The organism is Shewanella electrica (assembly GCF_022321485.1).
Lineage (GTDB): Bacteria > Pseudomonadota > Gammaproteobacteria > Enterobacterales > Shewanellaceae > Shewanella > Shewanella electrica.
This window is the reverse complement of sequence record NZ_JAKOGG010000009.1, coordinates 103,153-126,214: the sequence shown is the minus strand read 5'-3', so window position 1 is coordinate 126,214 and position 23,062 is coordinate 103,153. Positions and strand designations below refer to the sequence as shown.

The window sequence follows — 23,062 nt, the reverse complement described above, 5'->3', positions numbered from 1 at the left end:
AGGCTCAGTCATTATCGTTTTGTTTACTTTCAGACACGGCTTTCAACGCTGGCTCAGTTGCACGTTTTTTGGTTTCTAAGCCTTCACCGCGTTTGTAACGTTCCAAAATTTCGTTCACTTCTGGGCTGACGTTACTTGGGGTCATCTCTTCCAGCACGGGCACTTGTGCATCTGGCAGCAAGTTCACACCACGGGCTTGTTGCTCCAGTTGCAGTGCGCGGAAGTAATTGTATTTACGCCCTGCAATACCTTCCATGGTGATGCCATCACGCACAATGGTCGGTTTGATAAAGATCATCAGGTTACGTTTAGTCTTACGGCTGTTAGAGGAGCGGAACAGCTGGCCGAGGAGCGGAATATCGCCGAGCAACGGCACTTTCTGCACACTTTCTTGAACTTCTTCGTTGATCAAGCCGCCCAGCACCACAATCTGACCAGAGTCAGCCATCACGGTAGTGGTCAAACGACGAGTCGCAAAGGTGACGTCCACGCTGGTGTTACCGTTAACGTTGGATACCTCTTGTTCAATGGTCAGCTTAACCGCATTACCTTCGTTGATCTGCGGCACCACTTTCAGCTTAACGCCCACTTCCTTACGCTCAACGGTTTGGAAGGGGTTGCTGTTGCCGTTTTCAGAGTTCTGCGCACCGGTGATCACAGGCACTTCATCACCGACAATAAATGACGCTTCTTGGTTATCTAGGGTGGTGATAGAGGGGGTTGCCAGTACGTTAGAGTTGGTATCTGAGGCAACGGCTTGCAGCAACGCACCGAAGTCACCTGAAACCACGCCTAAGGCAGCACCGCTGATACCACTCAACGCGGATGCCAGCGCGGTAACATCGCCACGAGTGTCGGGGTTAAAGGTATCCACTGGTTGATTGTTGGCATCGTATGTTCGAATGGTATTGCCATCTTCCCCACGCGCTTGCCAGATACCGGCACCAATTTGGCTGATGCTGGCGCCGTTGTTATTGAACTGAGTGAAACCGGTCGACAGTGAGCCAAGCTGCACACCTAAACCGATGTTGTCACCTTCGGCCAACTCAACGATGATCGCCTCAACCAATACTTGCGCGCGGCGAATATCCAATTGGTTAATCACATCTTCCAGCGTGCGCATTTGGTCGGGTTCAGCATTAATCACCAAGGCGTTGGTTTCTTCGTGCGCCATGATGGTGATTTCGTTACGACGGCTGTTGCTACCACTATTTACCGCGGCATTGGTACCAGAATTCGCTTTATCTTCTAACTGTTTCGCAAAGCCTGTGAGCACTTCGACTAAGTCTTTCGCTTTGGCGTAACGCAGATAACGCACTTTGGTATTGCCGCTGCTGGCTTGTTCGGCATCGAGGCGTTTGATCAACTCAACCGCACGCTCACGACTGCGCGGGTCACCACTGACCACCACTGAGTTGGTGCGCTCATCGGCAACCACTTTGGGCGCTTGCCCAGGTGTTTGTGTTTGGTTGGCACCGCCGCTGCGATAGAGGCTCTCCACGATACGTACAATTTCACCGGCGGAGGCAAACTCAAGTTTGACCACGGTAACGTCAACATCGCCTTGTTTATCGACTTGTTTAACGATCTCGACCAGCTTGTTCACCACCGCGGCACGGCCAGTGATCATCAATACGTTCGATGGGTCGTAGTTGACCACGTTGCCGCCACCGGCGTTGTCGTTCAGTTGGCGCAGCAGGGGCGCTAACTGTTTAGCTTCGGTGTTATATAACGCCACAATGCGGGTCACCAGTTCATCGCCCAGCCCCGGTTGCTTATCATCCGCCACGCGAATGTTAGCCACTTTGGCGTCTTTATCTTTCACCACTTTGATGACGTTGTTTTCCATCTCAACGACGGCATAGCCATATACCTGCAGCACGTTCAAAAAGAACTGGTAGTACTGCTGGTCGTCGAGCATGTCATAACTGCGAACGTTAATTTTGCCGCGAATGGTTGGATCAACAATGATGGTCTTGTTGAGGTTTTTACCAACAATGTTGATAAACTCCTGAATCTCCGTGCCTTTAAAGTTGGCGGCATACTGTTCCGCCCACAGTGGCGGTTGGATCAGCATGGCGGCTGACGCGACCAAACCAGCAATCAGTTTGGAACGAATGCGCTTGTTGTTCATTATGCTACTTCCCCTAAATTCTGCGTCACTGTGGCAAACTGAGTGATATTTCTACGAGCTGATTATCCCGCTCAACCATGACAGAGATGTCTGTCAGCTCGGATAATTGCCCCATAATTTCTAATGCCTGCGCACCGTCGGTCAAATCATAGCCATTGATAGATTTGGCCAGATCATTTGGTTTAAAACCGGCACCGGTAAATACCTGGGTGTCTTTGCCCGGATTCAGGCGATAACCCACCAACTCACCGTCTTGTTGCACTGGTGAGATGGCGATGTAATCACTGAGTTTTTCCGGATTGGCCATCACGTCGTCGCGAACGTCGGCGGCGTTATCAATAGCGGCACTGCTCTGCATTTTGGCCTGTTGCAGATGGTTATTCGCGGCACTATTGGTTTTAAATTCTAAGCCATCCAACATCAGCGTTTCATAACGGCCGTTGTTGGTGATGATGATGCGGTCGGCGTAAACCTCTTTCAGTGAAGCAGAGGTGCCATCAATTTTGTCGCCGAGGCTATAAGTATTCTGGCTACCGCGGGACTCAATCACCGCGACACCGCGTTGCTCGGCCGTGGAAGCCACCACGCCGGTTAACAAAATAGACAATGAGGTTTTAGGGGCATCAGTAATCAATTCTGGCGCTTGTTGTGCGGCGGCCGCTAACGCTGCTTTATCGGACTTGCCGAACAAACCTATTTTTTGAATTGTGTCGATGTTAACGCGCGAGCTGGAAGTGATGCTGGTAGGTGTGGGTTGCCAACGGGCTGAACTTACCGTGGCAGGTACCGCTTTCCACGTCACCTGAGCAGCAAGATAGAGGGCTAAGATCAACAATAACCAAAACACTAGCTGGCTTGCCTGCCGTGAAGGGATCTTGCTGGTTTGCGCAATTGCTTTATCGAGTAAGTCCATTATTTCCCGCAGCCCCGTAGCAGGGCTTTATCGTTATTTTAGTGTTTTACAAATAAACCTGCGCCATGCTACCCCACGAGAAGAGCGGCAACAAGTCTATAACTTGTTTGAAATTGGCCAAATTAGGTCAAATATGCTACCGTTGCGCGCCTAAAAAGGCTGTGATGCGCCCCACTGTTTGACTGGCGTTCACGCGTAAGTTCCGTAGCTTTTGACAACTATGTGAACTTATACCACTTTTGACTAATGCAAGGAGTTTCGTCATGGTGACTCAAGCCCACCAAAGCGAAGAAGCGGTCCGAATCGATAAATGGTTATGGGCAGCCCGTTTTTATAAAACTCGCGCCCTTGCGAAAGAGATGGTCAACGGCGGCAAAGTACATTACAACGGACAACGCGTTAAATGCAGTAAAACAGCAGAAATCGGCGCGCGCATTAAATTACGTCAGGGATATGACGAAAAAGAGATAGTGATCAAAAAAATTTCGGGTATTCGCCAAAGTGCTACCGTTGCGCAGACGCTCTATGAAGAGACCGCCGACAGCATCAAAAAACGCGAAACCAACGCCGAAGCGCGGCGGCTTAATATCCTCAACAACCCAGCTCCAGATGGGAAACCGGATAAAAAACAACGCCGCCAGCTACTGCGTATCAAAGAGTATTGATGTGAGAAATAGATGAACCAAGATTCCCTTTACCGCTATCTGTTCGACAACGTTGATGTACGTGGCGAACTGGTACAGCTGCAAGACAGCTATCAAGCCATTATTAATGCCCACGCATACCCAACCAGAATCAAACTGCTGTTGGGCGAACTGCTGGCGGCAACCTCACTGCTGACCGCGACACTGAAATTCAATGGCGACATCAGTGTACAGTTGCAAAGCCAAGGCCCAGTATCGCTGGCAGTGATCAACGGCAACAACCAACAACAGCTGCGCGGCGTGGCACGTTTCCAAGGTGACATTGCCGATGATGCTTCACTGAGTGACATGTTCCCCAACGGCTACATGGTGATTACGCTGACACCCGTTGATGGCGAACGCTATCAAGGTGTAGTGGCGCTGGACAAAGACTCTATCGCCGCCTGTTTGGAAAGCTACTTTGCTCAATCAGAGCAACTGCCGACCGGTATCTGGTTGTTTGCTAACAACGAGCAAGCCGCAGGTATGTTACTACAAGTGCTGCCGGGTAATGCGGCGGAGAACGGCGAATTTGAACACCTGATGCAACTGACTGGCACCATCAAAGCCGAAGAGTTGTTTGAGCTACCAGCAGAGCAAGTGTTGCACCGCTTGTATCACCAAGAACAAGTACGCTTGTTTGACCCAATTGGCGTCAGCTTCAAATGTACGTGTTCACGTGAACGCAGCGCGGCAGCGATCCATACTCTGCCAAAAGCCGAAGTCGATCAGATTGTGGCAGAACACGGGGCCGTCGAGATGGGCTGTGAATTCTGCAATAGCCAATACCGCTTTGACGCCGTCGATGTTGAAGCGCTATTTAGTGATGCAGAACCAGCGCCTAATCGCGCGCAGTAGTCACTCCCCTTCAGCTTAAAAACACCGGCCAACGTGCCGGTGTTTTTCATTGCGCGAATTTTGTTACAAAGCGGTAGTTTATCTGCCGCCAAACCGCTTGAATCCTAACGCTTTCTAGTTGACCATATTCCGTTAAAAACGATATGGGAGTTACTATGCGCTTGCGATCTTTGCTGGGGTTATTGCCCGCAGTATTTTGCTCGTTACCTTTGTGGGCGACGTCAGACGAGTTACCCGCTGCAACTTATGTCAACGACAGCATTCTTCCGCCCATCGCCAGCTGGCATGGCGCTAGCGAACAACTGATGCAAGCCGCAGATACCGAGTGGGCCACACCATTTGAGCAAAATGGTGGCATCGACAGCCCCAACTATGCCGATACTTACGCGTGGTTAGATAAACTCGCCGAACACAGTGAACAACTGCAAAAAGTCAGCCTCGGCAAGAGTCCACAAGGGCGCGATATTTGGATGTACATCGCCAGCAGCGAAGGCAGCAACTCCCCTGACCGTTTAGCGCAAAACCATAAACCAACCGTGCTGGTACAAGCCGGTATTCATGCGGGCGAGATTGACGGTAAAGACGCGGGCATGATGCTGCTGCGCGATATTCTCCTCGGTGATAAACAATCGCTGCTCGATGGCGTCAACCTGCTGTTTGTGCCGATCTTCAACGTAGACGGCCATGAACGAAGCAGCGAATACAATCGCGTAAATCAACGCGGCCCCAAAACCATGGGCTGGCGCACTAACAGCCAAAACCTCAACTTAAATCGCGATTATGCCAAGGCCGACACACTGGAGATGCAGGCGATGCTGACGGCGATTAATCAGTGGCAACCGCAGCTCTATATCGATATACACGTCACCGACGGTATCGACTATCAATACGATGTGACCTACGGCTACAACACCGAGCAAGGCCTCAGCCCCAGCATCTACCGCTGGTTTAGTCAGTATTTTCGCCCACAAGTCGATCAAGCCTTGACCGACGCGGGCCATCTGCCGGGGCCGTTGGTATTTGCCCTCGACAATACCGACCTCAAACAAGGGTTGGAGTATTGGCATGCAGGCCCAAGGTTTTCGGACGGTTATGGCGATGCGCGCCATCTACCCACAGTGCTGATTGAAAATCACAGCCTCAAGCCATTTAAACACCGCGTGCTTGGTACTTACGTTTTACTGGAGCAGACCTTAAAAACTGTCGCCAAAGAACACACTAAGCTGCAAGCCGCTATCGAGATGGATCGTTTTCGCTATCCGCAACTGGTAACACTGACTTGGCAAGACCAACCGCTGACACAAACCCGCGACTTCAAAGGTATTGGCTATAGCGTTGAGCACAGCGACATCAGCGGCGCAGATGTGGTGCGTTGGAACGGCCAAGCCACCGACTATAACGCCCTGCCACAAGTAGGCGCTATCAAGGCCGATATGCAAGTCAGCCGTCCCGCCAACTATTACATTCCACCGCAATGGCATGAGGTGCTGCAACGTTTGCAACAGCAAGGTATTCGTACCAGCGTGCTCAAGGCGCCGCGCAGTATTCGCGTGCAACAATATCTGCTGAGTGACCCACAGTTCGGCCAAACGCCGTACGAAGGACGGCAGCGTGTTAACGCCCAAAGCAAGCTGATCAATCTGTCGCTCACCTTGCCTGCGGGCACCGTGGTCGTGCCCACCGATCAGCCGCTCGGCGATCTGGCGGTGCTGTTATTGGAGCCGCAATCTCCAGATTCTCTGTTGCAATGGGGCTTCTTCAATACCATTTTCACTCGCACGGAATACATGGAAGACTACGCCATTGAGCCGATGGCGCAGCAGATGTTGGCGCAAGATCCGCAGCTCAAAGCCGACTTCGATAAGGCGCTGCAAGATGCCAAATTTGCCGCCGAACCCGAGGCAAGATTGCGTTGGTTCTATCAACGTAGCCCTTACTACGACCAGCAATATCTGCGTTATCCGGTATATCGCAGCCGCCAATAGTCGCCGCGAGTCATTGCTTGATCGCGCCGCTTAATGTCGACAGTTGTGGCAGATTTGCCACAACGCGGTTGACTTACACCCGTGTGAGGATTAACTAAAGTGAGTAGCATTTTTCGCTGACACCTGTTAATCAATAGCAAATAAATCTGTTGATTATTAAGTGGTTGCTTAGTCGCCGCCTCATAAGCTCAAGTTGCCTTACATGCGCGCTTCGCTCGCAGCCGCACCCGTTGGTTAATAGATGTCAGCCTTATTACAGGGAGTAGTGATGATGACCCAAGCAAGCGGTTTTCAACGTGGTGAGATGAAAGGCATACTGCTACATCTACTGCGAGATGCGCCAGCCGCAGGGCATGAATTATTACAGGCACTCAGGGCGATTAAGCATGGTCAATATCAACTAGGGCCAGCGGAAATCTATCCGCTGCTCGCGTCGCTTGAAGCGGCGGGATACATCGAATCGACCGCTAAACTCAACGCCAACGATGATTGCCAACCGTACCAACTGACCCGCGCCGGCCAATGCTATATCCAACAGCAGCAAACCGACGCGACCATCGCCAACCATAGCACCACCCTTGCCATCAGCCCACCGCCCGCATTAGCACAAGCGGCGCCGCTGCAACAGGCGTTAGCCCAATTGCATAGTACGCTACAGGATGCGCAGCAACGACAACTATCCCCCGCAGAACTGACAAGGATTATCGATATTTTGCAAACCAGCCAGCACCAAATACGTGAGCTGATATTGACGCAAAACTAACGGCCACAGCAGACAATCACCACCGCCAGAGGCGGTGGTTTGGGGATGACAATAAAAAAGCCTCGCAAATGCGAGGCTTTTTCTTTTATTTCAGCTTGTTAGAAGAAGCTTACTTTAAACTCAACACCCATCACGCGTGGATCGTTCACGAAACCGGTCAGGTTGTTAAAGTCGATAGCACCGGTCACACGAGTGGTGTCGGTGATGTTACGCACATAAGCGGCAACTTCGTAATCGGTGCTGCTAGCCGTCCAACGATAACCGGCACGTGCGCCACCTTCTAGCAGGTAACGGCTCTTGAACTCAGTAGATTCGTACAAGAAGAAGTTAACTGATGAACGGTAAGCCCAGTCGGTAGTCGCAAACAGATCACCATCCGCCAATGGGTAGGTGTAGCTAGCGGTCATGTTGATGGTCCATTTTGGAGCTTGTGGCAGTGAGTTGCCATCAATCAGCGCGTTACCGTTAGCATCCAATGGATCAGTTACGTTACATTGACTACCACACACACCAACCGCCAGTTGGTCATCTTTGATTTCTGTGTGGTTGTAGCTCACGCCTGCAGTCACTAACAAGTTGCTGGTGATAGCAAATTGTGAGTCCAGCTCGGCACCATAACCGACAGATTTATCTGCGTTAACCAAGCGGTTGAAGTTAGTATCACCACCTACGGCAGTCAGCTCTTGATCGTCTAGCTGATAGTAGTAAATGTCGAAGTTTACGCGGCCACGGTTGTCCAGAATGTCGGATTTGATACCCAACTCAGCGCTGGTCATGGTTTCTGAATCGGCAACAGTTACTTCATCACCAAACAGCAGACGGCCTTGGATTGACGGCGCGCGGAAACCACGAGCGATACGACCATAAACGTTCATGTCTGGGTTGATAGTATACACACCGCTCAGATCCCAGCTGACTTGGCCGTCAGATGGATTCTCAGTCAGAATGCCGGTTGCACCGCCACCAATAGGAGAGATTTCACGTTGTGCTTGGAAGTCTTTCTTATCGTGTGAGTAACGTACGCCAGCAGTCACTTTGAAGGCATCAGTCAGATCGTAATCAACCGATGCAAATGCAGCCCACGCTTTAGTGTCTTGTTTTTGCCACGCATAGCCATCAACTTGGCCATTGCTGTCAAAGTCGTAGCTGTCGATGTTCAACTCTTCGTCAAAGTAGAACAGGCCCGCTTGCCAATCTAAACGGCCCAACTCGTTGCTTGCAATACGCAGTTCTTGGGTCAATTGATGATGTTTTGGCAAACCATCAGCAGATTCAGAGTTAAAGTTAACCACTGAAATGCCAGGGTTGGCAGAGGTGTAACCACCATCCACGTCAGCACGTGAGTAAGCTTCGGCTTTCTCGTAAGCGGTGATCGATGTCAGCGTGTAATCACCGAAGTTGTATTCCAACTTGGCACTGCCACCTTTAGTGGTCACATCTTGCTGAGCACGGCTAGCCGCGTTTTGGTATACGGTGTCACGGTCAAAACCCGGTACCAATGAATTACTACCACGTTGGATGGCGTTAGCATGGTTCACACGTGGAGTACCATCCAAGTCACGGTAATGGGCATTGAACAGCGCGCTAAAATCGCTCGTTGGTTCCCACAATACTTGCAGACGCGCCGCTTTATCGTGATAGCCTTCCAGCTGATCTTTCTGTTCGAAACCTGGGGCTTTGTTATCAACCCAGTCATCACGCTGTTGATCTAATACTGACAAACGCGCCGATACGGTATCGGTCAAACCACCACCTACAGCACCTTCTAAGTTAGTGGTGTTAAAGGTGCCGTATGATGCTTTGGCGTATGCGCTAAATTCTTGCGTTGGTTTTTTAGTATCCAGTTTGATGATACCGGCAGTGGTGTTACGGCCGAACAGTGTGCCCTGTGGGCCACGCAGCACTTCAACACGCTCCATATCGAAAATCGGATAGCCTTTCAGAATAGAGTTTTCTTGCACTACATCGTCAACCACCAGTGATACAGGTTGTGATGAGTTCAAATCAAAATCGGTGTTACCCATGCCACGAATATAAAAACGTGGGAAAGTACGGCCAAAAGAAGACTCGATGTTCAAACTAGGGATACGAGACGCCATAAAGCGCAGGTCATTACCCGCTGCGCCTAAGTTTTCCAGCTCACCGCTTTTCAGTGCAGAGATCGCCATTGGAACTTCTTGGGCGTTCTGTACGCGCTTCTGCGCGGTCACCATAATACGCTCAAGTTTGCCATCGTTTTGGCTATCGTCGGGGGTTTCGTCCGCGGCATATGCCAGCGAGCCAGTCGCTAACAAGGCTGCTTGCACACTCAAAAACAGCTTAGAAAATTTGTTCATCATTTAGGTACTCTTCTTTGACTAACGCAGAATTTACACGGCGGCTTTATTGTTATTGGTAATCCACCATTAGTGCGCGGCATTCTAACGATTAGTACACACTGATGAAATAAAAATGTCGTAAAAATGTACAAATTTTGAGCACAATTTGGATAACAATGTGTTCTAATTTTGAAACAATATTGATGATTTCTTATGCAGCTGTCGAGCTGGCGGGGTATTGGAAGAGATAACGATTTGTTTAAAGACAATAAATCAGTAAATACTTAAGTTCTGCTCGGCTGAGGTTAACAGCTGGCCTCGGTGCATCATACAATAATATGTCACTAGAGCTGTTTATTTTTGCTGGCGCTGGCAGCGCGGGATTGAGATAAAGCAGGTGATGTGCTGTGTAGTTATTATCCACCAGCACCTAACGCCGTATAAATTGCGCTCTGTCGCTGCCCGAAGCGGTTCATTTAACCACCTTGCGCAGGCGCGCAGCCCTAATCATCTGATTTATTGCGAAAATCTGCTTCAATCTGTTTTAAGCGATCAAGAAACCCTTTCAGGTGGCTATACATCGCTTGTGCTGCGGCGTCTTCATCGTTAGCAATCACCGCATTAATCACTGACAAATGCAGCCCTGCCGGGTGGATGATGTCAGTATCTGGCTCAAACTGGTTGGTGATATTTGCCAGCACTTGCAGCAGTGATTTAGTGATACCAGCAAGGAAACGGTTGCCGGTCATATCTGCCAGCAGATGATGCACCTTTTGCCGCAACTCAACCGTTTCGGGATACACCAAGGTATCGCTTTCACTCTGATGGGCACGCATCAATGCTTGGGCGTCTTCAGGGGTGCAGTTTCTTGCGGCCATACGAGCGATCATCGGCTCAATCAGCAACCGCGCTTCGCACAGCTCAGTGAATGACAGTTTGCCCATGAAGAACAAATCATTACAGGCTGAACTCATACGTTCAAAGGTAATTGATTTAACAAATGCGCCGCCGGTGGCACCTTGACGCACTTCGACTAAGCCGCTGGCTTCTAACCCTTTCACCGCCTCACGCACCACGGTGCGGCTGACCATAAAAGACTCTATAAGCTCACGCTCAGACGGCAATTTATGCCCCGCAGGATAAGTACCATCAAAAATTGCGGTGCGTAATTGCTGGGCAACTTCCTCTGACGCTTTGACCTGTTTAATCGGCTTAAAGTGTTCCACGGAGGCATCTCAACTACAGAAAATTGGCCCCGAGTATATCACCTGTTACGCCGAAATATGTAGTTATGGATGTCACAATATCATTGTGTTCATTAACTTAACTCACATTTTTAAAACTCAAAAAAAAATCATAAAAACAATGATTTACTAATAAATGTTTTATTGAAAGTGATCCATTTTTCACATTTCAAGTTTTTTGTGACTGTCTGTTCAGATTCATACACAAAGAATTTACCGCAATTCTCATATGTCATACGTTTGATGTATGCCGATTAGTTACCAAAGCTAATTTTTGACGGAAAGTATCGCCCGTTTCTTGGCGCTTACTCCTGAGCTGTTGCCAATGCTGGGACTCACATTGGCAGTTAATACAGCGGAGTGGCGCGGTAGCTATCAAGCACAACCTGCGGCGGCATAGATTTATTTACCCCATAACGTCTTATAAACCCCTCAAAGAGGTAGCAACAATGAAAACAAGAACATTTGTCAAAACCGCGCTAGCGCTCACGGCAGCCACAATGTTCAGCTTGCCAGCTTGGGCAACCATCAACATGGACACAGATGTGGTGGTGGTTGGTGCTGGTGCTTCTGGTATGGCAGCTAGCGTGCAAGCCGCACAGCTTGGCGCAAAAGTCGTCACCTTGGAAAAACAAGCCAAAAACGGTGGCACCGGTAACTTTGCTGAAGGGATCTTCGCTTGCGAAAGTAGTTTGCAACACCGCCAAGGCATCATCGTAACGAAAGAAGAAGCCTTCAAAACCATCATGGACTACAGCCACTGGAAAGCTAACGCGCCATTGGTTTCAGCCTTCGTAAATAAATCCGCATCCACTATCGACTGGTTAAAAGATCTCGGTGTCACGTTTGAATACATCGGTCCAGGGGGCCCAGGTGGCGTGCTGACATGGCACGTTATCAATGGTCACTCTAAAGCGATGATCAAAACCTTTACCGAACAGTTCGACAAAATGGGCGGCAAGTTGCTGCTGAAAACTGCTGGTCACGAACTGATCGTGGAAAACGGCAAAGTGGTTGGTGTGAAAGGCAAAACCAAAGACGGTGAAGAAGTCATCGTCCATGCCAAAGCGGTGATCATCTCTACCGGTGGCTACGCCAACAACAAAGAGATGATGGAAAAATACTCTCCATATCCAGACATGGCCTTTATCGGTCAGATCGGTAAAGACGGCGACGGTATCCAAATGGCTTGGAAAGCGGGCGCAGCCGAAGAAGGCATCGGTGTGATGCAATCTTATCGTCCAGGTCTACCGGGTTATGCACCTAACAACCAGATGATTGCTGCTGCGGTACAACCTTATTTCTGGGTTGATCCAAAAGGTATCCGTTACACCGACGAATCTTCCGTAGTGCTGTGGCCATATGCCGGTAACGCGCTGGAACGCCTGGGCGGCAAAGCCTTCTCTATCTATGACGAAACCACCAAAAACATGTTCATCGACAAAGGGATTCATATGCCTTTGGGTGAGTGGGTTATCGCTGGGACTAAGTTAACCAAACTGCCAGAAGAGTTGGATAAAGCGATTGCTAAAGGCGACGTAGTGAAAGCCAACACCATTGCTGAACTGGCGAAAAAACTGGGTATGGACCCCAAAGTGCTGCAAGCCTCTGTGGACAAAAACAACCAGATGGCGGCAGCGCACGAAGATCCTGAATATTACAAAAAAGCGGTTTATTTACGTGCCGTAGCTAAGGCCCCTTACTACGCCACACGTCTGCAACCTCGTGCGCTGGGCACGTTGGGCGGCGTAAAAATCAACGAACACACCCAAGCGATCAGCAAAGCCACTGGCGAGCCTATTGACGGCCTGTTTGTGACCGGTAACGACGCTGGCGGTATGTACGGCGACAGCTACGACCTGATGTTAGGTGGTGGCACTTTAGGCTTCGCAGTGAACTCCGGCCGTATCGCCGCCGAATCTGCGGTAGCTAACTACGTTAAAAAATAAGCGTAGTTGCCAACAATGGTTGAGGCACTGAACTGGGTCAGCGCTTGAGCCATCGCCTAAAGCCCCCGAACTGGGTCGGGGGTTTTAGGTACTTGAAACGTAACAAAAATTTTAAGGCTCCGAGCTGGGTTGGAGCCTTTTCACCGGAAGTTACACTATGAACAAAAAATATCTCACACTAGCTCTGCTAGCTGCGCTATCCGTTCCAGCCATGGCTGAAACTACCACTATCGACAACATGTTTACCAACGGCACCTTGGATGGTCAGTTCCGTATGTTCGACTTCACTCGAACTTTCGACGGTAACACCAATACTCGCCATGACAGCACTTTTGGTGGCATCTTCAAATACCGTACGGCAGAGCTGAACGGTATCAAGTTCGGTGGTAGCTTTGCATCAGCTAACCGTATGTTTGTTAATGAAGATCGCGATGTATACGGCATGCTAGCCCGCGAAGATGGTAAACACTCTAGCGTTAACCGTATGCAAGAGTACTTCGTTGAAGGTAACTGGTTTAACACCGACATCAAAGTGGGCGCACAAGAACTGCGTACCCCAATGATGAATCCACACGACATTCGCGCCATTCCGCGGACTTTCCGTGGTGTGTCTGTCGTGAACAACAGTATCGACAACCTGAAACTGACTGGTTTGTATATCACTGACAGCATGGGTTGGAGCGACGAAGATTTTGTATCCGTTAACCAAGCGGTTGCTGCCGAATATGCCCGCGAAGGCATCCAAGTGGATGTCGCCGACAAACCCGTTTGGGCCTTAGGTGCCACCTATAACGTGCCAACAGGTAATTCAGGCGTCAAACTGACCGCTGATCTGTGGGACTACCGCATGCAGGACGTATTTAACGAAGTGTACGTTAAATTCAATCTGTCAGTACCTGTCGGTGGCGCTGAATTTTATGTCACTCCTTCTTATTTGAAACAAGATTCTATTGGTGCTGAAACCATCAATGAACTGGACACCTATCAATGGGGTACTCACCTTGGCGTGAAATACGCTGGTGCTGATCTGACATTGTTCTATGCCGAAACTGGCGATCAAGCACTGCTCGCGCCATGGGGCGATGAAAAAGTGGTGATCCAACAAGTTTATCAATGTACTCGTGGTCAAGAAGATGTTTACGCCGCCCGTCTGAACTATGACTTTGGCAAAGTGGGCGTGAACGGCCTGAGCGCTTATGTATTCTATGGCGATTATGACGTGCCAACTGGCATGGGCAATGACTTCACCGAAACTGACTTCTCCGTCACCTACAAATTAGACCCTGTGATGAAAGGTCTGAGCACTCGCGTACGTTACGCCATCGTTGATGTGGATGGTGGTGAAGATATCGACGACCTACGCTTCTTCGTCTACTACAACTTCAAACTGGGTATGTAATCCCACCAAACGCCGCTCACCGCTCCCGAGCGGCGTTTTTTTTACCACCTTTTATCTGATTTTATGCAGTCTGAGACCATTGACGGCCTTAGAAAGTGAGTCGTACATGAAAAACCATCATTTGCTATTACCACTGACCATCGCACCTTTATGCTTGGCCATGTGGGGCTGTAATGGACACAGCCACCATGAACCCGCAACAACTACCTTACCTGCAGACAGCGCCAGCCAACTGCCGGTACTCGGTGAAGCCACCCCCGCATCACTCAGCATGTGTGAAGACTTAGCCAACCAATTTAGTTTCGATGACACGGTGATCACCAGTGCCACCACCGTCGCCGCCGGGGTACAACCTTCTGGCGATGTTAATTTTGATGAACCCGCCCACTGCGTGATTAGCGGTTATATGAACGAGCGCAGCGGTAAAGGCGTAGATGGCGATGTGACTTATCGCATCGGTTTCGAAATGCGGCTGCCATTTGCATGGAATGGTCGCTTCCTCTACCAAGCTAACGGTGGTTTAGACGGTATTGTGTTACCTGCCTTGGGTCGCTTCTTCTTTACTAGCGGCTTGCAAAAAGGCTTTGCCGTGATCAGCGGCGACTCAGGCCACGACACTATTCAATACGGCGCGGGCTTCGGGCTTGATCCACAAGCACGTAAAAACTATGGCTACAACGACGTTGCTGTGCTGACCCCGATGGCAAAACAACTGATTGCCACCGCTTATGGTAAAGCGCCGGATCGCTCTTACTTTGCTGGTTGCTCTAACGGTGGTCGTCACACCATGGTGGCCGCTAACCGTTTTGCCGATATGTACGATGGCTACTTAGTGGGTAACCCGGGGTTCCATCTACCCAAAGCCGCTATCGACCAAATGTATGGCATTCAGCAGTACTCCACCTTAGTGAACGTCGATCAAAACGACATTTTGGGCAGCTTACAACAAGCGGTGACCCAGCAAGAGTTTGCGCTGATCTCTCGTAAAGTGCTGCAACAGTGTGACGCCTTAGACGGCGCGGCTGATGGCATGATCAACGCCTTAGAACAATGCCAAGAGGTATTCAACTTAGATCGCGACCCACCTGTACTGGCGAACGTGATGGCACTTGTTTGACCCAAGCGCAAAAAACGGTGATTAACAACATCATGGGCGGCGCGCACAACAGCTTAGGCGAAGCGCTGTATGCTAACTTCCCTTACGATGGTGGTATGGGCACCGATGACTATTTCCAATGGGAATATTTCACCGCATTAATGCGTGACCCAGCGGCAGTAGGTTATGTGTTCTCCACTCCTGCGGCAGATTTTGATTTCAACTCAGACGTGGCGCTGTACCACTACATCGAACAGTACGATCTCGATAAAGATGTGCAAAAAATCTATGCCACCAATAATGAGTTCACCGAATCAGGCTGGAGCGTGATGGTGCCGCCGGATGAAACTGACTACTCAGCCATTCGTGAGCGCGGTGCAAAAATGATGGTGGTACACGGCACCTCAGATGCGGTGTTCTCTGTGCAAGACACCATTAATTGGTACAAAGCGCTGCAAGATGCCAACAGCAATGACGCTGAAAAATTTGCCCGTTTGTACTTAGTGCCAAACATGAACCACTGTGGTTTCGGTCCATCAACCGACAACTTTGACATGTTAACTAAACTGGTGGATTGGGTGGAAGACGGCACAGCACCAGAGGCCATTAATGCATCAGTACGTGCCAATAATGCTGAATTGCCAGCGGATTGGTCAAAACAACGTACTCGTCCGTTGTGTCCTTACCCACAACAAGCGACTTACAACGGTAGCGGCAGTGTCGAAGATGCCGCCAGCTTTAGTTGTAAAGCGCCCGAGTAAACGGTTGCGTCCCGCTACTTAGGTGATTTCGGCAGCCTGCAAAGGCTGCCGTTTTGTCAGCGTCAGTTTGGCGCTGTTTTTTAGAGCAAGCAGTGATGGGCACACCCAATCAAGCAATTTAGCCAGTGGTGAAAATGCCCATTTTCTTGTGAGTGTGACCACGGCATCACCACATAAAAAGTAAATAACGATATAAATCATATCGTTAATTGTTGGCCTATTTCCTGCTTTGCTCTTGGTCGACTTGCAGCGGTGGGATACATATTCCGCCGCTGCAAGGCTTCCCGACCGCAGGGTTCAATTTGAACCCTGCGCCTTTTTGGCAATTAACTGTAATTTTTGCGCCCGTGTCAGTTGCTTCACCTGCCATTCACGCTGATGTGCGGTACGTTTATCGCCAATCAGCTCCGAATACGCCAGTTGCAATGGGCCGCGGCCACGCAGATATTTTGCAGCTTTCGCGCCACCCGCTTGATGTTCCTTAAAGCGGCGCGCCACATCAGTGGTGACACCGGTATATAACTCACCGCCGTGGCAGCGGATCATATACAGGTGCCATTGTGTTACCTCAGTCATTAATACCCAACAGCTTTAAAAAGAAGGCATATTCCAACGCGGTGTCTTCGTAACGGCGATAACGGCCGCTCTTGCCACCATGACCTGCTTCCATATCCATGTTCAATAGCAGCAAGTGATCATCGGTTTTGTAATCACGCAGCTTAGCCACCCACTTGGCAGGCTCAAAATACTGCACTTGTGAATCATGCAGCCCGCTGGTGACCAATAAGTTGGGATACGCTTGGCGCTGCACGTTGTCGTAGGGTGAGTAGCTCAGCATGTAATCAAAATATGCTTTTTGATTCGGGTTGCCCCACTCGTCATATTCGTTGGTGGTCAACGGAATCGACTCATCCAGCATGGTGGTGACAATATCGACAAACGGCACATGCGCGGCCATCGCCAGATACAACTCGGGCGCTTGGTTAGCCACCGCGCCCATCAACAAGCCACCAGCACTGCCACCAGCAGCCACCACCTTGCCTGCGGCGCCATATTTCTCGGCCAATAAACCACGGGTGACATCTTCAAAGTCGTTGAAGGTATTTTGCTTGTGCAGCAGTTTGCCGTTCTCGTACCAACTGCGCCCCAAGGTTTCACTGCCACGCACATGGGCGATGGCATACACCACTCCGCGGTCAAGCAAACTGATCACCGCATCATCAAACATTGGGTCAACCACAATGCCGTAAGAGCCATAGCCGTAGATATACAGCGGATTAGTCCCATCACGACGGAACTTGTCTTTGCGATAGACCAGCGTGACCGGTACTAACGCGCCATCACGGGCACTGATACGCAGCCGTTCGCTTTGGTATAACTGCCGATCAAAGCCGCCTTTGACTTGGCGTTGTTTCAGCAACGTGCGCTGGCCGAGTTGGTCGAGATCGTACACATAGCTCGATTGCGGCGTGGTGGGGCTGGAGTAAACCACCTGCACTTCACGCGCGTGTTGATTCAAGTTCACCCCAAGGCTAACCACATAGGCTGGATCATCAAACGCCAAGCGGTAACCATTATTCGGGTTGGCATCGGCATAGACCACGATGTTGCTCAGGCCGTTTTCACGAGTTTGCAGTACCAGATAGTTATCCAGCACTAGCACATCTTCCAACAACACATTCGGGTTGTGGGCAATCACTTCCCGCCAGGCGGATTTATCCGCCGCATTGGCAATGGCGACTTTCATTAAACGAAAGTTTTCCGCCTGCCAGTTGGTAAGGATGAAATAGTCATTGCCACGCTTGGCGATGTGGTATTCCACCCCTTCTTCACGGCCGGTGACCACATGAAACTGCCCCAGCGGCGCGCTGCTGTCCAATACCGAGACTTCACTGGTGGTGGTGCTTTCGCAATACAGCACAATGCGCGATTCATCGAGGCTAGTGCCCAAACTGATGTAGTAGCTATCGTCTTGCTCTTCATACACCAGCTGATCGTCAGCTTGCGGGGTACCGAGTTTATGGCGGAAGACTTGATAGCCTAATAAGGTTTGTGGATCTTTCGCGATGTAGAACAGATAACGGCTGTCTTTGCTCCACGCCAACCCAGCTTCATCCACATTGTGCAACACATCGCTGAGCAGCTCGCCAGTGCTCAAGTCTTTGATATACAGCGTGAAGATGCGGCGACTCAAGGTATCTTCGGCAAAGGCTAACAGTTGCTCGTTGGGGCTAACATCAAACATGCCGAGTGAGTAAAACTCCGTGCCCGCCGCGCGTTGATTGGTGTCCAGCAGCAATTGTGGTGTGCCGTTTAGCGTGGTGGAACGTTCCAACAGCGGGTACTCTTTGCCCGCTTCATAACGGCGTGAATACCAGTGTTGATGCCATTTATACGGCGTAGAGCTTTCGGTCGGGTTGAGCCGCGCGGTCATCTCGTCAAACAGCTTTTGTTTGAGGCCATTAAATGGCTGCAACTGCTGCGCGGTGTAGGCGTTTTCTTGCCGCAGATAATCGAGCATCTTGGCGTCGGTGCGGCTGTCGTCGCGCAGCCAATAGTAATTATCGGTGCGAGTCACACCGTGTAGGGTCAACTGCTGCGGGATTTTTGCCGCAATCGGTGGTGTCAAAGGTTTTGCTGCTTCCATCTTGGTTGTGCATCCACATAGCCACCACACAGTGACCAATAATAATGTTAGGGTATTGCGTTGTCTGAGCATGAGTTCCATTCCACTGAGCTAACGTAATTTCACATCAAAGCGGGCAAAACACAGCGCCGTTACGGCGAATTTTTGCACCATCTTAAGCCACTGGATTCAGACAACAGGCTGCTTGTCAGTATAGTGATAAGCCGCCGCTATTACAGCCGATAATTGTGATTCAAAGTGTTGTTATTTATCTGGTTAAGGTGCATCCTTTGGCTCGCGCTGAATTATCAGCCATTATTCTCAGGGCGGGGTGTAATTCCCCACCGGCGGTAAATCGTTGTTGTATGAGTTAACGAAAGCCCGCGAGCGCTCGGCCTAGCCGAGGACAGCAGATCTGGTGCCATCAACCACAGTTGATTATTCCAGAGCCGACGGTGTTGCCATTATGTATGGCTCAGTCCGGATGGGAGAGAATATGACATTGGCTTTGCATCTGTTAAAACCAATGTGTCACAGCCTATGGCTGCGGCACTGTGCCATCTCTTTTTTGCCCTGATTCTGTAAAACCCATGTTTTTTATAAGGATTTTTACCATGAATCAGTCTCTGCTTACGCCTTTTGGTACACCACTCGAACGAGTTGAAACCGCCCTCGCCGCGCTGCGTGACGGCAATGGTGTACTGGTGGTCGATGATGAAGACCGTGAAAACGAAGGCGATATGATCTTCGCCGCCGAAAGCCTCACCAGCCAACAAATGGCGCTACTTATTCGTGAAGGTAGTGGCATTGTCTGCTTGTGTCTCACCAATGAAACCGCTGATGCACTGCAATTGCCAGCCATGGTGACCGACAACTCGAGCCAGTTTGGTACACCGTTTACTGTGACCATCGAAGCCAAACACGGCGTCACCACCGGTGTCTCTGCCGCAGACCGCGTCACCACCATCAAAACTGCCATTGCCGATGATGCCAAACCGGAAGATTTGGCCCGCCCTGGTCATGTGTTTCCACTGCGCGCTCAAGCAAACGGCGTCTTTAGCCGCCGTGGCCATACGGAAGCCACCGTGGATTTGATGAAATTAGCTGGCCTCAAACCAGCCGGCGTGTTGTGTGAGGTGACTAACGAAGATGGCACCATGGCACGTCTGCCCGGCATCATCGAATTTGGTCAACGCCATAACATGCCAGTGCTGAGCATTGAAGATATCGTCGCTTACCGCGAATCACTGCTCGCCGCCGCTGTTTAATTAAAATTGAGCGTTACCTATAGATGCTCTAATAGGTAACTCTTAATAAACAATGACGCTACCACATCCGCTCACCGTGGTGGCGTCATTTCAGCCTACACTCTCTAAGACAACAAAATCTGTCTGCTATTAGGCGGCCGATGTTCAGCGTGGCATAATAGCCGGCAACTCTTTATCCAAGAATCTCGAGGTTGTCGATGTCTGTATCCCAAGACCCTTGTGCTAAACCGACGTTATTGCATCCCGATGACGCCCTTCCCAAACTGCTGCAGCAAATCACTACGTTAGAAGCGACCGAAGCCGTTGCGTTAACTGATGCGTTAGGGCGCGTGTTGGCCGAGGATCTCAGCAGTGGTATCGAAATGCCACCGTTTGATAACTCCGGCATGGATGGCTATGCCTACCGTTTTGACGACCTGCCACAAACCGGCACATTAAAGCTGATCGGCCGCTCGTTTGCTGGTCATCCGTTTACTGGTAAGTTCGAGCCTGGCACTTGCGTACGCATTATGACCGGTGCCGAAGTGCCAGCGGGTTACGACACAGTGCAAATGCAGGAACAAGCGCAAGCCGATGGCGACAACATCACGCTGGAACCATGTAAAAAACGTGGCGAAAACGTCCGTCTGCGTGCTGGCGAATTGGCCATTGGTCAGAAAGTACTGACTCGCGGCAGCCTCATCCGCGCCGCCGAAATGGGTGTAATCGCCACTATCGGCCTTGCATCAGTGCGCGTGTATCGGCGCGTTAAAGTGGCATTTTTCAGCACCGGTGACGAGCTGCGGCCCTTGGGCAGCGAGCTGCAACCGGGACAAATCTACGACTCCAACCGTTATGCCATTAAAGGCTTGCTGGAACGCCTCGGCGTGGAGTGGCTTGACCTTGGTGTGATCAAAGATGATCGCGAATCGATTCGTCATGCCTTCCGCGAAGCGGCATCGGTAGCTGACATGGTGCTGACCTCAGGCGGTGTATCGGTGGGTGAAGCTGACTTCACCAAACAAGTGCTCGATGAAGAAGGCGAAATCACCTTCTGGAAGCTGGCGATGAAACCGGGCAAACCATTCGCCATGGGGCATATCGGCAAAGCGGTATTCTGCGGTCTACCCGGCAACCCAGTATCGACCATGGTGACCTTCTACAAGCTGGTGCTGCCACTGCTGCACAAACTGCAAGGGATGCAGCCGGTCACACCGCTACAACTGCAAGCCACCTTGACCAGCCCGATCAGCAAAAAGCCGGGGCGGGTCGAGTATCAACGCGGCATTTTGAGCCGCAACGCCGATGGCGCGTTAACGGTATGCACCACTGGCTCACAGGATTCATCACAAATGAGTTCAATGCATTCCGCCAACTGTTTTATCGTGTTGGAGCAGATGCAAGGTAGCGTCGCGGCGGACACCTTGGTGACCGTGGAACCGTTCAATTCAGTGCTGTGCTAACCGCTAAGAGGAAATAGCAGTGGTAGAGGAAATCCTATCCGACAGTGAACTCATGCGTTATAGCCGACAGATCTCGTTAAAAGGGATGGACATTGACGGCCAAGAGCGTCTGAAACAAGCACGGGTATTGATGATTGGTGCCGGTGGTTTAGGTTGCTCGGCCGCGTTGTATCTCACGGTGGCTGGCATTGGTCATCTCACGTTGGTGGACTTTGACACCGTCGATGTCTCCAACTTGCAACGGCAGGTATTGCACACCGATGCTAACGTCGGCCAAGCCAAAGTGAATTCCGCCAAAGCGAGCCTGTTAGCACACAATCCGCACCTGAGCATCGAGACCATCAATGCGGTGCTGGATGACCCAGAGATTGATGCGCTGGTTGCCAACCACAGTATTGTGGTGGATTGCACCGATAATATGATGGTACGCAATCAACTCAACCAAGCCTGCTTTAACCACAAGGTGCCGCTGGTCTCCGCCGCTGCCATTCGTATGGAAGGCTTGCTCACCGTATTTAACTACCACGCGGAACAGCCGTGTTATCAATGCTTTGCTAGCCTGTTTGGCGAGCAGCAACTCAGCTGTGTTGAGGCGGGCATTCTCGCACCGGTGGTGGGTATGATGGGCTGTTTGGAAGCCACAGAGGCCATTAAAGTGCTCAGCGGCATGGGCAAGCCCTTGTTTGGCCGTCTGTTGATGGTGGATGCCATGACCATGGAGTTTCGTGAAATGAAACTGCCCAAGCAGCCGCACTGTTCTGTCTGCGGTGCGTAAGCACTCATTCGAGGATTGTTGCCAAGGCCGCTATTGCGGCCTTTGTTTTAGGCCACATTTGTGCACTACTTCGCCCGCGAAAAATGTAAGCTTGATGGACTTTTGCGTTAAAAATCGCCATCATGCGCGCGGTTTAATGTTGGTTTAATAAAAAGGAAACGACCTCAATGGAAAACACGGTATTTGACCGCCGCGAGACAACCGATAAGCAGATCGGTAGCCAGCTGTATAACTTGATCATCGGCCTGACCCTGCTGTGGGGCTTTGCGATCAACTATGTGATGGTACAAACCATCGACCCTGAAAGTATTTTGTCACTGCATCCACTGGTATTTTTTGGTGGCTATTTTGTTTGCTGTTTCCTCGGTATTGCCATGTTCAGCAAATCCGATAATCCGGTGATCAGCTTTATCGGCTACAACTTGGTGGTGATCCCATTTGGTTTGGTGATCAACGTCGTGGTCAGCGGCTACGACCCGATGCTAGTGGTCGAAGCGATGCGCATTACCACCTTAGTGACCTTAGGCATGATGATCCTCGGCACGCTGTTCCCCGCGTTTTTTGCTGGTATTGGTCGCGCCTTGTTTATCGCTCTGCTCGTTGTGATTGTGGTTGAACTGGTGGAGCTGTTTATCTTCAAAGTACACCACAGCATTATTGATTGGGCAGTGGCGGTGATCTTCTGTGGCTACATCGGTTACGACTGGGGCCGCGCGAATATGATCCCAAAAACCGTCGATAACGCTATCGACAGCGCCGCAGCATTGTACATGGACATCATCAACCTGTTCTTGCGGATTTTGCGTATTCTTGGCAGTCGCCGTTAAGCGCATCGCATAGGCATTAAA

The 23,062-nt window shown here is 50.5% G+C and carries 18 protein-coding genes and 1 riboswitch; of the genes, 12 read left to right on the top strand and 6 right to left on the bottom strand.

What is annotated here, in order from left to right; all coding sequences use genetic code 11:
• Positions 1-4: 4 nt before the first annotated feature.
• Positions 5-2,134 carry a type II secretion system secretin GspD gene (gene gspD, locus L9G74_RS13515; protein WP_238896939.1) on the bottom strand — a complete coding sequence of 710 codons (2,130 nt, stop codon included), beginning with the start codon at positions 2,132-2,134 and terminating at the stop codon, positions 5-7.
• A 25-nt stretch (positions 2,135-2,159) separates the two neighbouring features.
• On the bottom strand, positions 2,160-3,047 hold the full coding sequence (gspC, locus tag L9G74_RS13510) for a type II secretion system protein GspC (protein ID WP_238896938.1): 888 nt from the start codon (positions 3,045-3,047) through the stop codon (positions 2,160-2,162).
• 263 nt (positions 3,048-3,310) lie between these two features.
• Between gspC and hslR the strand changes: the two genes are divergently transcribed.
• The 4 genes from hslR (at position 3,311) to L9G74_RS13490 (ending at position 7,336) form a co-directional block, all read left to right on the top strand.
• A complete protein-coding gene (hslR, locus tag L9G74_RS13505) occupies positions 3,311-3,712 on the top strand; it encodes a ribosome-associated heat shock protein Hsp15 (RefSeq protein ID WP_238896937.1) in 402 nt (133 codons plus the stop codon).
• A gap of 12 nt (positions 3,713-3,724) precedes the next feature.
• Entirely contained in the window at positions 3,725-4,588 is an 864-nt protein-coding gene (hslO, locus tag L9G74_RS13500; protein WP_238896936.1) for an Hsp33 family molecular chaperone HslO, read from the top strand.
• 155 nt (positions 4,589-4,743) lie between these two features.
• Positions 4,744-6,573 (top strand): M14 family metallopeptidase, encoded by a 1,830-nt coding sequence (locus L9G74_RS13495; protein WP_238896935.1) that lies wholly within the window; start codon positions 4,744-4,746, stop codon positions 6,571-6,573.
• Between the two features lie 268 nt (positions 6,574-6,841).
• Positions 6,842-7,336 carry a PadR family transcriptional regulator gene (locus tag L9G74_RS13490; RefSeq protein WP_238896934.1) on the top strand — a complete coding sequence of 165 codons (495 nt, stop codon included), beginning with the start codon at positions 6,842-6,844 and terminating at the stop codon, positions 7,334-7,336.
• Positions 7,337-7,434: 98 nt separating this feature from the next.
• Here the strand turns inward: L9G74_RS13490 and L9G74_RS13485 are convergent, their stop codons facing one another.
• Positions 7,435-9,672, bottom strand: coding sequence for a TonB-dependent receptor (locus L9G74_RS13485; protein WP_438944574.1), 2,238 nt, complete (start codon positions 9,670-9,672; stop codon positions 7,435-7,437).
• Between the two features lie 485 nt (positions 9,673-10,157).
• Positions 10,158-10,880 (bottom strand): FadR/GntR family transcriptional regulator, encoded by a 723-nt coding sequence (locus tag L9G74_RS13480; protein WP_238896932.1) that lies wholly within the window; start codon positions 10,878-10,880, stop codon positions 10,158-10,160.
• 467 nt (positions 10,881-11,347) lie between these two features.
• Here L9G74_RS13480 and L9G74_RS13475 point away from each other — a divergent pair, with 467 nt between their 5' ends.
• The 4 genes from L9G74_RS13475 to L9G74_RS23780 all read left to right on the top strand — a co-directional run bounded on the left by L9G74_RS13475 (position 11,348) and on the right by L9G74_RS23780 (position 16,103).
• Positions 11,348-12,847: an FAD-dependent oxidoreductase gene (locus L9G74_RS13475; protein WP_238896931.1), complete on the top strand. Its 1,500-nt coding sequence runs from the start codon at positions 11,348-11,350 to the stop codon at positions 12,845-12,847.
• A 157-nt stretch (positions 12,848-13,004) separates the two neighbouring features.
• Positions 13,005-14,246, top strand: a complete 1,242-nt coding sequence (locus tag L9G74_RS13470; RefSeq protein ID WP_238896930.1) for an OprD family outer membrane porin — start codon at positions 13,005-13,007, stop codon at positions 14,244-14,246.
• A 106-nt stretch (positions 14,247-14,352) separates the two neighbouring features.
• Positions 14,353-15,363 carry a tannase/feruloyl esterase family alpha/beta hydrolase gene (locus L9G74_RS23785; protein ID WP_275297431.1) on the top strand — a complete coding sequence of 337 codons (1,011 nt, stop codon included), beginning with the start codon at positions 14,353-14,355 and terminating at the stop codon, positions 15,361-15,363.
• Positions 15,360-16,103, top strand: a complete 744-nt coding sequence (locus tag L9G74_RS23780; protein ID WP_275297430.1) for a tannase/feruloyl esterase family alpha/beta hydrolase — start codon at positions 15,360-15,362, stop codon at positions 16,101-16,103. The genes L9G74_RS23785 and L9G74_RS23780 overlap by 4 nt, the downstream gene beginning before the upstream one ends.
• Before the next feature lie 297 nt (positions 16,104-16,400).
• On the opposite strand, the gene L9G74_RS13460 is transcribed toward L9G74_RS23780, so the two are convergent.
• Both L9G74_RS13460 and L9G74_RS13455 read right to left on the bottom strand, forming a co-directional pair.
• Positions 16,401-16,679 (bottom strand): GIY-YIG nuclease family protein, encoded by a 279-nt coding sequence (locus L9G74_RS13460; protein WP_238896929.1) that lies wholly within the window; start codon positions 16,677-16,679, stop codon positions 16,401-16,403.
• On the bottom strand, positions 16,672-18,822 hold the full coding sequence (locus tag L9G74_RS13455) for a S9 family peptidase (RefSeq protein WP_438944571.1): 2,151 nt from the start codon (positions 18,820-18,822) through the stop codon (positions 16,672-16,674). Before L9G74_RS13455 ends, L9G74_RS13460 begins: the two co-directional genes overlap by 8 nt.
• Before the next feature lie 220 nt (positions 18,823-19,042).
• Positions 19,043-19,229, top strand: a riboswitch (FMN riboswitch).
• 114 nt (positions 19,230-19,343) lie between these two features.
• On the opposite strand from L9G74_RS13455, the gene ribB reads away from it, so the two are divergent.
• From ribB to L9G74_RS13435, 4 genes are all read left to right on the top strand, one after another.
• Complete coding sequence (gene ribB / locus L9G74_RS13450; protein WP_238896927.1) at positions 19,344-19,997, top strand: 3,4-dihydroxy-2-butanone-4-phosphate synthase; 654 nt, start codon at positions 19,344-19,346, stop codon at positions 19,995-19,997.
• Positions 19,998-20,194: 197 nt separating this feature from the next.
• Positions 20,195-21,439 (top strand): molybdopterin molybdotransferase MoeA, encoded by a 1,245-nt coding sequence (gene moeA, locus L9G74_RS13445; protein ID WP_238896926.1) that lies wholly within the window; start codon positions 20,195-20,197, stop codon positions 21,437-21,439.
• 19 nt (positions 21,440-21,458) lie between these two features.
• A complete protein-coding gene (gene moeB / locus L9G74_RS13440) occupies positions 21,459-22,214 on the top strand; it encodes a molybdopterin-synthase adenylyltransferase MoeB (protein WP_438944570.1) in 756 nt (251 codons plus the stop codon).
• Positions 22,215-22,381: 167 nt separating this feature from the next.
• Entirely contained in the window at positions 22,382-23,041 is a 660-nt protein-coding gene (locus L9G74_RS13435; RefSeq protein WP_238896925.1) for a Bax inhibitor-1 family protein, read from the top strand.
• Positions 23,042-23,062 lie beyond the last annotated feature (21 nt).

What these genes read in the sequence shown, in the direction of transcription:
- gspD (WP_238896939.1), bottom strand. Translation starts at nt 2,134, where the DNA reads ATGAACAACAAGCGCATTCGTTCCAAACTGATTGCTGGTTTGGTCGCG.
- gspC (WP_238896938.1), bottom strand. Translation starts at nt 3,047, where the DNA reads ATGGACTTACTCGATAAAGCAATTGCGCAAACCAGCAAGATCCCTTCA.
- hslR (WP_238896937.1), top strand. Translation starts at nt 3,311, where the DNA reads ATGGTGACTCAAGCCCACCAAAGCGAAGAAGCGGTCCGAATCGATAAA.
- hslO (WP_238896936.1), top strand. Translation starts at nt 3,725, where the DNA reads ATGAACCAAGATTCCCTTTACCGCTATCTGTTCGACAACGTTGATGTA.
- L9G74_RS13495 (WP_238896935.1), top strand. Translation starts at nt 4,744, where the DNA reads ATGCGCTTGCGATCTTTGCTGGGGTTATTGCCCGCAGTATTTTGCTCG.
- L9G74_RS13490 (WP_238896934.1), top strand. Translation starts at nt 6,842, where the DNA reads ATGATGACCCAAGCAAGCGGTTTTCAACGTGGTGAGATGAAAGGCATA.
- L9G74_RS13485 (WP_438944574.1), bottom strand. Translation starts at nt 9,672, where the DNA reads ATGAACAAATTTTCTAAGCTGTTTTTGAGTGTGCAAGCAGCCTTGTTA.
- L9G74_RS13475 (WP_238896931.1), top strand. Translation starts at nt 11,348, where the DNA reads ATGAAAACAAGAACATTTGTCAAAACCGCGCTAGCGCTCACGGCAGCC.
- L9G74_RS13470 (WP_238896930.1), top strand. Translation starts at nt 13,005, where the DNA reads ATGAACAAAAAATATCTCACACTAGCTCTGCTAGCTGCGCTATCCGTT.
- L9G74_RS23785 (WP_275297431.1), top strand. Translation starts at nt 14,353, where the DNA reads ATGAAAAACCATCATTTGCTATTACCACTGACCATCGCACCTTTATGC.
- L9G74_RS13460 (WP_238896929.1), bottom strand. Translation starts at nt 16,679, where the DNA reads ATGACTGAGGTAACACAATGGCACCTGTATATGATCCGCTGCCACGGC.
- L9G74_RS13455 (WP_438944571.1), bottom strand. Translation starts at nt 18,822, where the DNA reads ATGCTCAGACAACGCAATACCCTAACATTATTATTGGTCACTGTGTGG.
- ribB (WP_238896927.1), top strand. Translation starts at nt 19,344, where the DNA reads ATGAATCAGTCTCTGCTTACGCCTTTTGGTACACCACTCGAACGAGTT.
- moeA (WP_238896926.1), top strand. Translation starts at nt 20,195, where the DNA reads ATGTCTGTATCCCAAGACCCTTGTGCTAAACCGACGTTATTGCATCCC.
- L9G74_RS13435 (WP_238896925.1), top strand. Translation starts at nt 22,382, where the DNA reads ATGGAAAACACGGTATTTGACCGCCGCGAGACAACCGATAAGCAGATC.